The 14,521-nt window shown below is 76.2% G+C and carries 9 protein-coding genes; 6 read left to right on the forward strand and 3 right to left on the reverse strand.

Translation table 11 applies throughout. The annotated features are described in order from the left end of the window. Positions 1-137 precede the first annotated feature (137 nt). The 6 genes from ACLWS4_RS12915 (at position 138) to ACLWS4_RS12940 (ending at position 7,142) form a co-directional block, all read left to right on the forward strand. On the forward strand, positions 138-1,163 hold the full coding sequence (locus ACLWS4_RS12915; RefSeq protein ID WP_416874186.1) for an RNA ligase family protein: 1,026 nt from the start codon (positions 138-140) through the stop codon (positions 1,161-1,163). A gap of 166 nt (positions 1,164-1,329) precedes the next feature. Continuing rightward, positions 1,330-1,707: a YciI family protein gene (locus ACLWS4_RS12920; RefSeq protein WP_416874187.1), complete on the forward strand. Its 378-nt coding sequence runs from the start codon at positions 1,330-1,332 to the stop codon at positions 1,705-1,707. Then, positions 1,704-2,981: an RNA polymerase sigma factor gene (locus tag ACLWS4_RS12925; protein ID WP_416874188.1), complete on the forward strand. Its 1,278-nt coding sequence runs from the start codon at positions 1,704-1,706 to the stop codon at positions 2,979-2,981. The genes ACLWS4_RS12920 and ACLWS4_RS12925 overlap by 4 nt, the downstream gene beginning before the upstream one ends. A 155-nt stretch (positions 2,982-3,136) precedes the next feature. After that, complete coding sequence (locus tag ACLWS4_RS12930; RefSeq protein ID WP_416874189.1) at positions 3,137-4,186, forward strand: alpha/beta hydrolase; 1,050 nt, start codon at positions 3,137-3,139, stop codon at positions 4,184-4,186. A 288-nt stretch (positions 4,187-4,474) separates the two neighbouring features. After that, complete coding sequence (locus ACLWS4_RS12935; protein ID WP_049656586.1) at positions 4,475-5,386, forward strand: AurF N-oxygenase family protein; 912 nt, start codon at positions 4,475-4,477, stop codon at positions 5,384-5,386. 58 nt (positions 5,387-5,444) lie between these two features. Continuing rightward, complete coding sequence (locus ACLWS4_RS12940; protein WP_416874190.1) at positions 5,445-7,142, forward strand: 4Fe-4S binding protein; 1,698 nt, start codon at positions 5,445-5,447, stop codon at positions 7,140-7,142. 430 nt (positions 7,143-7,572) lie between these two features. Here ACLWS4_RS12940 and ACLWS4_RS12945 read toward each other — a convergent pair whose 3' ends face one another. The 3 genes from ACLWS4_RS12945 to ACLWS4_RS12955 form a co-directional block, all read right to left on the reverse strand. Further along, positions 7,573-8,625: an aromatic ring-hydroxylating oxygenase subunit alpha gene (locus ACLWS4_RS12945; RefSeq protein WP_380777542.1), complete on the reverse strand. Its 1,053-nt coding sequence runs from the start codon at positions 8,623-8,625 to the stop codon at positions 7,573-7,575. Between the two features lie 7 nt (positions 8,626-8,632). Beyond that, entirely contained in the window at positions 8,633-9,487 is an 855-nt protein-coding gene (locus ACLWS4_RS12950) for a class I SAM-dependent methyltransferase (protein WP_074005600.1), read from the reverse strand. Between the two features lie 180 nt (positions 9,488-9,667). Further along, positions 9,668-14,425, reverse strand: coding sequence for a DNA repair ATPase (locus ACLWS4_RS12955; protein WP_416874191.1), 4,758 nt, complete (start codon positions 14,423-14,425; stop codon positions 9,668-9,670). Between the last annotated feature and the right edge of the window lie 96 nt (positions 14,426-14,521).

Genomic DNA, 14,521 nt, shown 5'->3' on the forward strand with positions numbered 1-14,521 from the left:
CCGCGCCGCTCCGACCCGGGTTGCCGCTCCGACCCGGGTTGCCGCTCCGACCCGGGTCGTCGGTCCGACCCGGGTCGTCGTCCGGGCCGGGAAATCCCGGTTGCCAGGCGGCGGCCCCGGCGGCGAGGATTCCGTTCGTGTCCGAGACGGTGTTCGAGACGGTGTCCGACGGGCCCGGGCTGCGGCCCTACCCCAAGATCCCCGCCCGGGGCCGCTCCGGCGGGCCCGGCAGCCGCGAGTGGACCGCGGCCGAGAAGGTGCACGGGGCGCACTTCGCCGTGGTCTGCGAAGGCGGCACCGTACGGGCCGCGAAACGGCGTGAACTGCTGGACGACGAGGGGCTGGACGGCTTCTTCGGGGTGAGCCGGATCTGGCCCGAACTCTCCGTCGCGGCCGCCCGGTTCGCCGCCGCGGTGCGCGAACCGTGGGGCGCCGCCGCCGTGGTGACGGTCTACGGCGAACTGGCCGGCGGCCGCTACCCGCACCCCGGGGTGCCCGCCGTCCCCGGCGTCGACCCGGTCCAGACCGGCGTCTGGTACGCCCCCGGCCTGCGCTGGCTGCCCTTCGACGCCACCGTCGAGACACCCGAAGGCCGTTGGTGGATCGCCGACCGGACCCTGCGCACGGCCGCGCGGGCCGCCGGACTCACCTGCGTCCCCCTGCTCGACCACGGCCCGCTGAACACCCTGCACGACCTGCCGGTCCGCTACCCCAGCCGGGTGCCCGCCCTGCTCGGCCTGCCCGAGCTGCCGGACAACCTCGCCGAGGGGTACGTCCTCAAACCGGCCGGCGAATGGCACGAGTCCGCCACCGCCCGTCCGCTCGTGAAGGTGAAGCAGCGGGCCTTCGCCGAGGACGACCGCTACGACGGCGCCCGCCCCTACCTCCCCCCGCCGGAGGGCGCGGCCGGCGTCCCCGCCTGGCTCCTCGTCCAGGCCTCGGCCCTGCTCACCCCCACCCGCGCCGCCGCCGCCGTCAGCAAGCTCGGCCCCCGCACGCCGGCACAGGCCGTGGCGGCGGAGATCGCGGCGGACGTGGCCGAGGAACTCGCCGACGCCGTGGGAGGGTTGGACCCAACCGTCCTGGCCGCCCTGCGCCAGGCCCTCGAACCGGGGGCCCGGGCCCTCACGTCCTTCGACGCGGAGGACCGGCGCAACTCCTGAGCGCCGGGTGGCCGGCGGCTGCCGTACCTTGATCGTCTGTGGGGTCAGGGGCGCGAGAAAGATTCCTCGGGAAAGTCGTCGGCTGATGTAGAGGCCGGGTTCCGCCGCTCCGACTGAGAGGTGACGGCGCGCCGACGGGGCGCGTGAGACGGAGGGGACACCCGGAATGAAGTACGTCGCGATGATCTACGGCAACCAGGCCAAGTGGGACTCCTTCCCGGCCGAGGCGTGGCCGGAGGCGATCGCCAGGCAGGAGGCGTTCAACGCGCGGTACCGGGAGAGCGGGGAGCTGGTCGGCGCGTACGGGCTGGCGGACGCGGCGGCGGCGCAGCTGGTGCGGCGGGCGGAGGGGGTGCCGGTGGTCACCGACGGGCCGTACCTGGAGACCAAGGAGTACGTGGCCAGCTTCTACCTGCTGGACTGCGAGAGCCTGGAGCGGGCCCAGCAGATCGCGGCGGACATGCCGTTCGCGGACGTGGAGCCGGTGGAGCTGTGGCCGATCCTGCACGAGTCCGTGGCGGGCGACCTCCCCGTGTGCGAGTGAGCGGAACGACCGGTGCCGTCGAGGGCCTGCTGCGCGAACTGGCGCCGCAGGTCCTCGGCGTGCTGGTGCGGCGGCACGGCGGGGCGTTCGACGCGTGCGAGGACGCGGTGCAGGAGGCGCTGCTGGCCGCCGCGACGCAGTGGCCGGAGGGCGGGGTGCCGGGCAACCCGAGGGGCTGGCTGGTGACGGTCGCGGACCGGCGGCTGGTGGACCGGGTGCGCAGCGATTCGGCGCGGCGCCGCCGGGAGGAGGCGCTGGCGCTGGCCACGCCGCAGTCGGCGCTGCTGGCCCCCGCGGCCGACGCGCCCGACCCGGCGGCGGACGACTCGCTCGCGCTGCTGTTCCTCTGCTGCCACCCGGCGCTGTCCGTGCCGAGCCGGATCGCGCTGACCCTGCGCGCGGTCGGCGGCCTGACCACCGCGCAGATCGCGGCCGCGTTCCTGGTGCCCGAGGCGACGATGGCGCAGCGGATCAGCCGGGCGAAGCAGACGCTGAGGACCGTGGGCGGGGGACTGTCCCTCGGTGGGGGAGAGTCCCTCCCGGAGGGCGGGGCGGGGCGGCTGGGCGAGGTCCGGCACGTGCTGTACCTGGTCTTCAACGAGGGCTACACGGCGAGCGGCGGCGAGGAGCTGACCGCGCCGCGGCTGTCCGAGGAGGCGATCCGGCTGACCCGGCTGCTGCGGCGGCTCACCCCCGGGGACGCCGAGACGGCGGGGCTGCTCGCGCTGATGCTGCTGACCGACGCCCGCCGGCCGGCCCGTACCGGGGCGCACGGCGCTGTGGTGCCGCTGGACGAGCAGGACCGCGGCCGGTGGGACCGTGAACTGCTGGACGAGGGGCTGGAGTTGATCGCCTCGGTGCTGCCGCGCGGGCAGGCCGGGCCGTACCAGGTGCAGGCCGCGATCGCCGCGGTGCACGGGGAGGCGGCGACGGCGCGGGAGACCGACTGGCCGCAGGTCCTGGCGCTGTACGACCTGCTGCTGCGCCTCGACCCGAACCCGGTGGTCGCGCTCAACCGGGCGGTCGCGGTCGCGATGGTGCACGGGCCGGAGGCGGGGCTGGCACTGGTGGCGGAGCTGGCCGGGGACCGGCGCCTGGCCCGGCACCACCGGCTGCTCGCCGTCCGGGCGCACCTGCTCGACCGGCTCGGCACCGACCCGGCGGCCGCCGCCCGCGCCTACCGGGAGGCGGCGGCCCGGACGGCGAGCGCCCCGGAGCGGCGCCATCTGGCCTCCCGGGCACGGCGGTTGGAGGTGGCCTCGAGTACGGGGTGAGCGGGCGGGCGGCAGGGTCGAGGGCGGGGTCGAGGGCGGGTTCAGACGGCGTCCAGGGGGCTTCCGCGTCCGGTGGGAGGGGCCCATCATGGGCTCCCGGCCCCGGCAGAACCGCCCCGACACCGTTCCAGGGCCGCCGTCAGGAGGCAGAAGAGATGACGATCCCACCGCCCGTTCGGATCCAGGCCGCCGTCGTCCGCGCCGCGTACGCGCTGCCCGAGGGCCTGCGGCGGGCCGTCGCGGGCAAGCCGGTGGTCCTCGACGGGCAGACGCTCGCGCTGGACGCGCAGTTGATACTCAAGCTCCAACAGCTGTCCGGGGCGTCCCTGGTGATGTCGGGCGGGGTCGGGCCGTCGCGCGCCGCGATGGAGCACGCGCGGCACCTGGTGGGCGGGCCGCGCAACCGTACGGTGGCCGCGCGGAGCGTCGGCATCCCGCAGGAGCACGGCGAACTGGCCGCGACGCTGTACACCCCGGAGGGGCTGGCGGCCGGCTCCGGCCTGCTGGTCCTCCTGCACGGCGGGGGCTGGGTGGTCGGCAGCCGGGCCAGCCACGACCACGTCGCCCGCTTCCTCGCCCAGCGGGCGCGGGTGCGGGTGCTGTCGGTGGAGTACCGGCTGGCGCCCGAGCACGCGTTCCCGGCGGCGGCCGAGGACGCGCTGGCCGCGTTCGACTACGCCTACGCCAAGGCCGCCGACCTGGGCGCGGACCCGGAGCGGATCGCGGTCGGCGGGGACAGCGCGGGCGGCAACCTGGCCGCCGTCGCCGCCCAGCAGGCGGTCCGGCGGGGCGGCCCCGCGCCGGTGTTCCAGCTGCTGCTGTACCCGGCGACCGACGCCTCGACCCGGCGCCCCTCGCGCGCACTGTTCGCCGACGGGTTCTTCCTGACCAGCGCCGACATGGACTGGTTCGCCGACCGGTACGCGCCCGCGCCCGCCGACCGCACCGACCCGCGGCTGTCGCCGCTGCTCGCCGAGGACCTGACCGGCCTGCCGCCCGCGTACATCGGCACCGCGGGCTTCGACCCGCTGCGCGACGAGGGCGAGGCGTACGCGCGGGCGCTGGAGGAGGCCGGGGTCGCGGTGCGGCTGAGCCGGCAGTCGGACCTTATCCACGGGTACGCCAGCTACATCGGCATCGGCCACCGCTTCCGGGAGGCGACGGCCGAGGCGGCGGAGGCGCTGCGGCAGGCGATCGGCGGGTAGCGGCGGCGCGCCGGAGGGCTTGCGGCGAAGGGCGGGACCCCGGCGGCGGGCGGGTCCCGCCCTTCGCCGTGCCGTGAGGCGGGAAGGCGGGGCGGGGCCGGACGTGGAAGGGGGGTGTGATCGTGAGGCGGAAGGGGGCGTGCCCGGAGGCAGAAGGGGGGCGTGAGCCGTACGGTCACGCGCCGGATCGCTGTCGCGCAGGGGGTTCTCGGCGACCGGCTCTTATTGTACTGTCCGTCTAATAAGCGGGTGAGCGGGAACCCGCGGAACAGGCACCTGGAGGCAGCCATGGCTCTCACCTGGCAGACGGGGCACGGCCACACCACGGCCGACGACGACGTCTCGAAGCGGCTGCTGGAGTCGGCCGCCACCCTCTCCTACGACCCCTCGACCGAGATCGACTGGGACGCCCCCCTCCCGGACGACCACTACGGCCTCAACCCGGAGTGGAGCACCCTCTACGGCACCCGGCTGTGGGACGAGATGACCGAGCGCCAGCGGGTCACGCTCACCCGGCACGAGGTCTGCTCGATCATGAACACCGGCATCTGGTTCGAGATGATCCTCCAGCAGATGGTGCTGCGCGACCAGTACCTCAAGAACCCCGCCACCGCCGAGTTCCAGTTCGCGCTCACCGAGATCGCCGACGAGTGCCGCCACTCGATCATGTTCGCCCGCGCCTGCGCCAAGATGGGCGTCCCCGCCTACCGCCCGAACAAGGTGATCGCCCAGGCCGGGCGCGCCTTCAAGGCGCTCGCCAAGGGCGAACTCGCCTACGGCGGCATCCTGGTGGCCGAAGAGGTGCTCGACGTCATGCAGCGCGACTGGATGCGCGGCGAGAAGGTGCTGGAGATCGTCCGCGGCACCTCCCGGATCCACGTGGTCGAGGAGTCCCGGCACATGAAGTTCGCCCGGCAGGAGATCCGCGAGCGGATGCGCCACGCGAGCCCGGCCCGCCGGCGCGCCTCGGCCACCGGCATCGCCGTGGGCGCGTACGTCATCGTCACCAGCATGGTGCACCCGGGTGTGTACAAGGCCGCCGGGCTCGACGTGCAGCGGGCGCTCGCCGAGGTGCGGGCCAGCGAGCACCGCAAGGCGATGATGCGCACCAGCTCCCGGCACCTGATGGCCTTCCTCGCCGAGACCGGCCTGCTCACCAGTCGCTCGGCGGCCGTCTACCGCCGGGTGCACATGCTCTGACGGACCGTCACCACCGAGCCGCCCCATCCCCCACGCGCAGCGAGGACCCACCCCGGCCATGGCCTACGCGATCACCCAGACCTGCTGCAACGACGCCTCGTGCGTGTCCGTCTGCCCGGTCAACTGCATCCACCCGACCCCGGACGAACCGGAGTTCGGCACCACCGACACGCTCTACATCGACCCGCGGGCGTGCATCGACTGCGGCGCCTGCGCGGACGCCTGCCCGGTGGACGCCGTGTTCCCGGTCGACCGGCTGCGCGGACCCGACACCGTGTTCGGCGACCTCAACCGCGACTGGTTCCGCGACCACCCCAACGACCACGCCTGGGGCGCGCCCAGCTTCCCGCGCAGCCTGCCGGCCGAAGTCGGCGCGCTGCGGATCGCCGTCGTCGGCACCGGCCCGTCCGCCGGGTACACCGCGCAGGAACTGCTGCGCGGCACCAGCGCCGAGATCACCATGATCGACCGGCTGCCGGTCACCGGCGGCCTGCTGCGCCACGGCGTCGCGCCCGACCACCAGTCCACCAAGCGGATCGCGGAGAGCTTCGCGAGCGTCTTCCACGACCCGCGGCTGCGGATGCACCTGAACGTGGAGATCGGCACGGACCTCACCCACCAGGAGCTCGCCGCCCACCACCACGCGGTGGTGTACGCGGTCGGCGCGGCCGCCGACCGCCGGCTCGGCATACCCGGCGAGGACCTGCCGGGCAGCCTGCCCGCCACCGCCTTCGTCGGCTGGTACAACGCCGAACCGACGGTGCCCGCCGACGCGGTGGAGCTGTCGGCGGAGCGCGTGGTGGTGGTCGGCAACGGCAACGTCGCGGTGGACGTCGCCCGCATCCTGCTCACCGACCCCGACCGGCTCGCCGCCACCGACATCGCCGACCACGCCCTGGCCGCGCTGCGCCGCAGCCGGGTCCGGGAGGTCGTGCTGCTCGCCCGGCGCGGCCCCGGGCAGGCGGCGTGGAGCAGGGCGGAGTTCCTGGCGCTGCGGCGGCTGCCGGGCGTCGAGGTGGTGGTGGCCGACCACCCGGAGGTCCGGGCGGCCATCGAGGCGGCGGCGGCGGAGGCGGAGGCGGAAGCGGAGGCGGAAGCGGGGTCGGGTACGGCGTCGGGGGCGGCGCTGCTCGCCGGGCTGCCGCTGGTGCCGCACGACGGTGACGCGGCGCCCGGGCCGGGGCGGCGGATCGTGCTGCGGTTCCTGTCGGCGCCGGTCGAGCTGTCCGGGGAGGGGCGGGTCGAGGCGCTGACCGTCGAGCGGACCGCCCCGGCGGCGGACGGCCGGGTCGAGGGCACCGGGGTACGGGACGTGCTGCGGGCCGGGCTGGTGGTGCGCTCCATCGGGCACCGGGGCGTCCCGCTGCCCGGGCTGCCCTTTGACGAGCGGACCGGGACGGTCGCGCACCGGGCGGGGCGGGTCGTCGACCCGGCGACCGGACGGCCGCTGCCGGGGACGTACGTGGTGGGCTGGGCCAAGCGCGGGCCGTCCGGCGGGATCGGCGCCAACCGGGCCTGCGCCCGGGAGACGGTGGGCGCGCTGCTGGACGACGCGACCGCCCGCGCGCTGCCCGTCCCGGAGGCGGGGCGCGGCGACTTCGAACGGCTGGTGCGCAAGCGGCGGCCGGACGCGGTCGGGCTGCGGGAGCTACGGGCGGTGGACCGCGCGGAACGCGAGCGGGGCGAGGCCGAGGGGCGGCCCCGGGTGAAGCTCGCCACAGTCGCCGAGCTGCTGGCGGCGGGGCTGCGGCGGTAGGGCCCGTCTTCGAACTCGCGTCTGCGGGGCGGCGCACAGGACGTGCGCAGGAAGTCGGGTGGGCCGACTTCCTGCGCACTGGCGGCTCCCCGCAGGGGGTTGACCTGCGGGGAGCCGGGTTGACGTGGCCGTGTCCCGGTACGGGCGGGGCGCGTTGGCCGGGTGTGAGTGGTTTTGGGAGGCTGCCGGAACCGGAGCGGCCGCTGGCTGAGGAAACGATCCTGCACGGCGCTCCGGACAGACCGCCGGAGCGGCCGCCGGAGCAGTCGTGGGCGGCGCCCGTGCCGGAACCCGTGGCGGAACCCGTGGCGGAACCCGGTCCGGAGACGCCCATCTACGCCGAACTGGCCCGGCGCTGGCAGGCCGAGGGGCGGGCCGTCCCCGGGCTGCCCGACCCGGACTGGGAGCCGCCGGCCGCGCCGGCCGGGGCTCAGGAGGCGTCCGGCTCCGGCTGGAGCCCGGCGCGGGCGTCGGGGTGGAACCCGGGGGCGGGCTCGGGGTGGAACCCGGGGTAGAACTGCCGCGCCCACCGGCGGAACAGCCCGATCGAGCGCTCCCCGGGGACGAGCCGGGGCTGCGCCAGGTACCGCTTGTGGTCCAGGACCGGGCGGTCCTGCTTGATGATCCGCACCGAGGCCTGGAGCGCCGCCCAGGAGGCCGCCCGGTCGACGGCCCGCGCCGCGCCGACCCCCGGCACCGGCACCGTGGCGGTCACCGCGAAGCGCACCCTGGTCCGCCACGGCGCGACCGGCGTCGGCAGCACCCACACCCGCAAGGTGCCGCCCACCTGCGGCAGTTCGACCTCCATGCGCATCAGCCCGAGGCCGAACAGCGTCACCGGCTGCTCCAGACTCACCGTGCCCAGCCCGGGGAACCGGGTCGTGGTGCGCTGGTGGACGGTGAACAGCGGCCCGGCCACCTCGGGCGGGGCGGTCTCCCGGGTGTCCAGGCCGTGCAGCACCCGGGTGTGCCGGAAGTCGACGCTGTTCTCCATCACCTCCTGCGGGTGGGAGAGCACGTCCCCGCTCCACCACGCCAGCGGCCGTACCCCGAGGGCCGGCGGCAGCTCCCAGTCCGGTGCGCCGCCGTCCGGACCGCCGCCCGAACCGTTGCCCGGGCCGCCGCCGGGGCCGCACCAGACGAACAGCGCGCCGTCCCGCTCGCACAGCCGGCGCCCGGCCAGGGCGCCGCGGAACCGGATGCCGTCCGGCGAACCGGTGCACGAGCCGTCCGGGCCGAAGGCGAAGCCGTGGAACGGGCAGACCAGCTCCTCGCCCCGGACCTTCCCGCCCGCCCCGAAGTGCGCGCCCAGGTGCGGGCAGTGCGGGCCGACCGCGCGCACCGCGCCCCGGCGGGTCCGGTACAGCACCACGTCCTCGCCCATCAGCCGGACCGTGCGGACCCGCCCGGGCGGCAGGTCCCGGGACCGGCCGACGCAGAACCAGCCACTGGGGTACGGCAGGGGGGCGGAGCGCTCGTCCACGCGGAGTTCACCTCGATGGCTTGACAGCCGTGTGAACGTACCAGGCGACGTGCTCCCGAACGCCGTACATCTCCACCGTGGACCGGAGATTGAGCCACTTGGCCGGATCGCCGAAGCGCCGCAGTATCTCCCACGGCAGCCGGAAGTACGCGTACACGGCCTCCGAGGTCGGCAGGTAGTACGGCGTCGCGTCCAGCGCCTCCTCGACCTCGAAGCCGGCCTCGGCGAGCAGCCGCGACAGGTTGCCGGCGTGGTAGACCTTGGAGCCGGTCATCGTCATCGCGTCCAGGTACGGTTCGATCAACGCCCGTGCGCCCGGCTCCATTTCGTCCAGCGGGCCGGTGCTCATCGGGCCGAGCAGTACCAGCCGGCCGCCCGGGCGCAGCACCCGGTGGAGCTCGGCCAGGGCCCGGGGCGGGTCGTAGGAGTGGACCAGCGTCTCCATCGAGTACGCGCCGTCGAACTCCCCGTCGTCGAAGGGGAGCCGGTGGAAGTCCCCGAAGCGGAACACCGTCCGGTCGCCCATCCGGGCCCGGGCGCTGAGCCGGGCCGCCTCGGCGAGGTGGAAGTCCAGGACGTCGACCCCCGTCACCGCCAGCCCGAAGCGCAGGGCCATCGCCCGGGCCACCACCCCGGCCCCGCACCCGGCGTCCAGCACCCGCGCCCCGGCCGGCAGCGCCAGCTTGCGCCCCAGCACGTCCTCCAACTGCCGCTGCGCCCGCCACAACCGCCACTTCGACTGCCCCGGCTCCGTCCACCCCCAGTGCCGCGCGTTGCGCGCCACCCGGGTGTAGAACCACCGGCTCCCCGCCCGCCCGTACACCCTGCGCAGCCCGGCCAGATCGAGTCCCTGAGCGCTCATGCCAGCGGGTTACCCGGCTCGCGGCGCCGCCTACCCCCGCCGCCCGCGGATGCCCCGATGGAGTGAATCGTGCGGTCATCGTTCCATCGGTGGGGTGGGGGAGGGCGGGCAGCGGGGGAGTCGGGCCCGCCGAGGTGTCAGTCGACGTCCCGGGCGGTAGGAGCTCAAGCGTCCTTCAGGTCAAGGACGCTCGCCGGGTCGCCCGCGCTCCGACCACGAGCGCTTCAGCTCTGCCCAGCGGGATGACTGATCCTCCGTCAGGGTGCCACGGAGTTCGGCGAGTTTGAGGAGCTGGGCCTCGGCGTCGGCGCCCAGGGGTTGGGCCTCGGCGCGGTAGTGGTCGGTGAGCAGGGCGTCGAGTTCGGGGCGGGTGAGGGCGGGGTCGAGGCGCTGGGCGAGCTTGGCCATGTTGCGGTAGGAGCCCTGGAGCAGGAAGGGGGGCTCGGTGCGGGTGCGGTCGTCCTGGGCGGCGGAGGCCAGGTAGGCGCGGTTGACGGCCAGGACGGTGGAGCGCAGGTGGAGCAGGCCGGCGAGGACGGCGGTCATCCGCTCGGTCTCGGCGGCGGGCCAGGCACCGGCCAGGGTGCCGCCGGGCAGGCCGCCGGCGCGGGCGAGCAGGGTGTCCAGGTCGGCGCGTTCGGCGGTGGCGAGCGGGGCCAGGTGGGGGCTGGCGGGCAGGGCGTTCTCGACGAAGCTGAGCGCGAACAGGTCCTCGCGCCCGGCGACGGCGTCGCCGAGGTTCCACACGTCGGCGCGGTTGGCGAGCATGTCGGGCAGCCGGAAGAGGCGGCCGGACTCGGTGTACGGGTTGGCGGCCATGACGACGGCGAAGCGCTTGCCGCGCAGGTCCCACTCGCGGGCCTCGCCGTCCCAGACGCCGTCGACCCGGCGCTGGGCGTCGCACAGCGGGATGAAGCGCTGGAGGAACTCGGGCGAGGTGTGCTGGACGTCGTCCAGGTAGAGCAGCACGTTGTCACCCGCGTGCAGGGCGAAGTTGAGCTTCTCGACCTCGCGCCGGGAGGTCGCGTCGGGGGCCTCGGCCGGGTCCAGCGAGGTGACCCGGTGGCCGAGCGCGGGGCCGCTGACGGAGACCAGCAGCAGGCCGAGCCGCTCGGCGAGGTACTCGACCAGGGTGGTCTTGCCGTAGCCGGGCGGGGAGACCAGCAGCAGCAGGCTGCTGCGGTCGACCGGTCCGCCGGGCCCGGCGGTGCCGAGCTGCTTGGCGAGGTTGTCGCCGACCAGCGGCAGGTACACCTGGTCGATCAGCCGGTTGCGGACGAAGCCGTTGAGCGGGGCGGGCCGGTACTGGTCGAGCCGCAGCCGGGCGTGCTCGGCGGCCAGCAGTTCGCCGCGCAGCCGCTGGTAGGCCCGGTAGCCGGGCACCTCGACCTGCTCGAACTCCGCCACCCGGGCGAGCAGTTCGTCCAGCCGGAGGTCGAGCGCTCCGCCCGCGAGCCGCGGGTGGTCGCCGAGCAGCCCGGTGATCCGGGCGCCCACGGCCCCCTCGGCGGGGCGGCGCGGCAGGGACGGGCAGAGCAGCGCGGCGGCGGCCTCGGCGAGGTCCGCCGGATCGGCGTCGACGGCGCCCGACTCCAGCCAGGCGGCGGCGAGTTGGCGCCGTACCGGCAGCAGCTCGGGCTCCTCGGGCAGTGCGGCCAGCGCCTCGGTGAGACCGGCCGACTCGGGGGCGGCGCGGAACTTGTCGAGCAGTGCGGCGGAGCCCGTCGAGTGGGCGAAGCTGGGTGCGGCGGCGGCCAGTTCGGCCACCAGGTAGGGCCCGGCGGGCGCCGCTCCCGGGACGAAGTCGGCGACGGCGGAGGAGAGTTCGCGGGCGAGGGCGTCCAGCGCGGCCTGCGCCGGGGCGCCCCCGAAGGCGTCCCGGGCGAGGCCCAGCGAGCGGGCCCGGGTGTGCCAGAGCAGCCGCTGCCGCTCGTCGGCGCCGTGCGCCCAGTACAGCTGCGCGGCCGCCCGGGCGCCCGCCGGGTGGCGCAACAGCCCGGCCTCGGCGTCGAGTCGGAGCAGGGCGCGGAGCAGCAGTGTGGCGTCGTGGTCGTGCACGCCGCGCTGGTAGCCCTCGTCCGGGCGCTGCTCGGCGGCCCGCCGGACGTACTCCAGCAACTCGGCGTCGGTGAGCGGCGCCGCCGCCTCGACGGCCGGCAGCAGGCTCGCGGCGAGGTACTCGGCGCGGTACAGCCGCGGGGTCTCCGAGGGCAGCGGACGGTCCCAGTACCGCTCGGTGGCGGCGAAGGCCGGGTCGGTGACGGGGGAGCGGTAGTCGGTGCCGGTGAGGGTGAAGGCGGGGCGTCCGCGCCAGGGCACCAGGGCGAGTTCGGGGCGCTGGGTGGTGACGGCGAACAGGTGCCGGCCCAGCCGCAGGGTGCCGGGGCCGTCCCCGGCGAGCTCGGCGCGGTCGCGCAGGGCCCGGTGGGCGCGGCCGCGGGCGGCGCGCAGCCGTCCGGTCAGCTCCTCGGCCCGGACCCGGTCGCCGAGCGCGGCCAACTGCCCGGCCAGGTCGCGGAGTTTGACGGCGGTCGGGTCGGCGGCGAGGGCGGCGTCGATCTCGGCGGCGGTGTCAAGACCGGCCAGCCGGCGGTGCAGGGTGTCGAGGACGCGTCCGGCGGAGGCGGCCAGCCGGTCGGCGCGCCGGGCCCGCTCCTCCAGCAGGTGCTGGCGGCGGGCGGTGAGCGCGTCGTGGACCTCGGTGCGGCGGGCGGTGAGCTGCTCGCCGAGCGCCGGGTCGGCGTCGGCGAAGCGGGTCTCCAACTGCTCGATCCGCAGCAGCAGCCGGCCGAGCTGCTCGTCGCAGGCCTCGGGGGTGTCGGCGGCGGCGAGCGCGGCGGTGGTGGCCTGGCCGAGCAGGGCGGTCTCGGCGGCGAACTCGGCGGCGGCCTCGCGGGTGCGCAGCTCCCGGCGGCGCACGGTCAGCGCGGACCGGGCCCGGTTGAGCAGCCCGAGCACGTCGGCGAGCCGGTCGAGGATCGCGGTGCGGGTGGTGGCGTCGGCCAGGTCGAGGGTGCCGACCAGCTCCGAGACGGTCTGCAGGGCCTCGCTCTGGCCGCCCAGTTCGAGGCCCAGCGGCTCGGCCTCGGCGGCGGTGGCGATGGCGGCGCAGCGCTCGGCCAGCTCACCGGCCCGCTGCCGGTGGGGCTCGAAGGCGGTCGGCTCGGCGAGCTGGCCGACGGCGCGGTCGGCGGCCTCGGCCAGGCCCTCGGCGAGGTGCGCGGCGAGCCCGTCGATCCGCTCCGGGTCGGCGCGCGGCAGGTCGCGCAGCGCCTCGACGCGGCCCTGGGCGCGGCGCAGTCCGGCCAGCCGGTCGACCCACTCGGCGGCGTCGGCCAGGGTCTCGCCGCGGGCGGTGCGCAGCAGGCCCTCGACGTGCTCGGCGACCTCGTCGGTCCGCCGGGCGGCGTGCGCGGTGAGCTGGGCGACGGCCTCGTACTCGGCGACGACCTGCCGGGCGGTGTCGCGGATCTCGGCGAGCGGCGCGGCGAGGTCGCCGAGGCCGTCCTGGCCGAGCCAGTGGTGCCGGTCGGCGGTGCGGGTGCAGGCGGCGAGGACGGCCTGGTGGCCGGCCGGGGTGCCGGCGCCGGCCGCGGCCAGCCGGGCCAGGGCCAGGCAGTCGGCCAGGCCGCGGACCAGGTCGGCGTTGCCGATCCGGGCCAACGGCCCGCTGCCGGGCGGCTGTTCGGCGGCGAAGCGCTCGCTGGTGAACGGGGTCTGCCAGAGCTGGACGGGGTGCAGCCGGGTCGGCCCGTCCTCGGCCGGGCGCAGCGCGATCAGAGTGCCGTCGGCGAGCAGCGCGTAGCCCTGGCAGGGCAGCGGGGCGGCGGCCTCCTGGCGGACGCTGTTGTACGGCTGGAGCAGGGCGCGGCCGTCGGCGGGGGAGCGGAACTCGTACAGCACGTCCTCGCCGTTGGGCGAGAGGAGGGTGCGCTCGTAGCGCAGGCCGTCGACCGGCTGGTCGAAGGTGCGCACGGTGCCGTCCACCAGGTGGCAGCCGCCGGGGAAGGCCACGCCCTGGTCGGCGGGCAGCCGCAGGCAGGCCTGGCCGAGCGCGTCGATCCGGGTGACGGTGCCGGTGGGCAGGTGCACCACCAGGTGCCGCTCGGTCTCCTCCTGGTACGGGCGCACGCGCACCAGCAGCAGGGTGCCGAGCCGGGCGTGGGCGATCCGGGCGTCGGCGAGCGTCTGCAGGGCCTCGGCCAGCGGCTCGTGGTGCAGCTCCCGGCCGTCCGGGGCGGTGATGGTCAGCCGGCCGCCGTCGACGCCGACGAGCAGTTCGCCGGCCAGGTCGGCACGGGGCGGGCGGCCGGGGCCGGCGGGCAGCTGGTCGTCCCGGGTGAGGGCGGTCCAGGGCAGCTGCTGCCCGTCGGCCGGGGTGTGGTCGCGTTCGCCGCGCCCGTCCAGGTAGGACGGCTGGGCGTCGTCGGCGAGGCCGCCGTCCAGGCGCCAGCGCAGCACCCGGACGTCGGCGGCGGTCGGGCCGGTGCGGAAGACGGCGAGCAGCCGGCCGTCCACCGCGCGCAGCCGCTCCAGCCGGGCGTCGCGGAAGTAGCGCCGCAGGTCGGCGAGGTCCTGGCGCAGCCGCGGGTCGTCCAGCAGGGTGCCCTCGGCGGGCGCGGGGGAGAGGTCGGGGTGGTGCAGGCCGAGGACGTCGGTGAAGTCCCCGGCACCGTCGGCGGATTCGGTCGGACGGGTGGCGAGCAGCAGCAGCCCGCCGGCGGCGGTGAGGTCCTGCGGCAGGCAGGCCCGGTCGGTGGTGAGCCGTCCGGTGCCGGCCAGCCGCAGCTCCCCGCCGCCGAACTCGGCGACCCGGCGGGCGTTCAACGCCTGGGCCCGGTCGGCGAGTTCGGCGGCGGCTCGGGCGAGCCGGTCGCGCAGGACCTCGTAGGTGCCGGCGTCGAGCCGGGCGTCGAGGGCGTCCACGGTCACGGTCACGTTCCTCAGTTGACTCGGTCGAATCGGTTGCCGCGATCGATGCGGCTGGATCGGTAGCCGCGGTCGGCGCGGTCGGCGTGCCCGCTCAGCGCGGTC

The organism is Kitasatospora sp. SC0581, from assembly GCF_048159585.1.
Lineage (GTDB): Bacteria > Actinomycetota > Actinomycetes > Streptomycetales > Streptomycetaceae > Kitasatospora.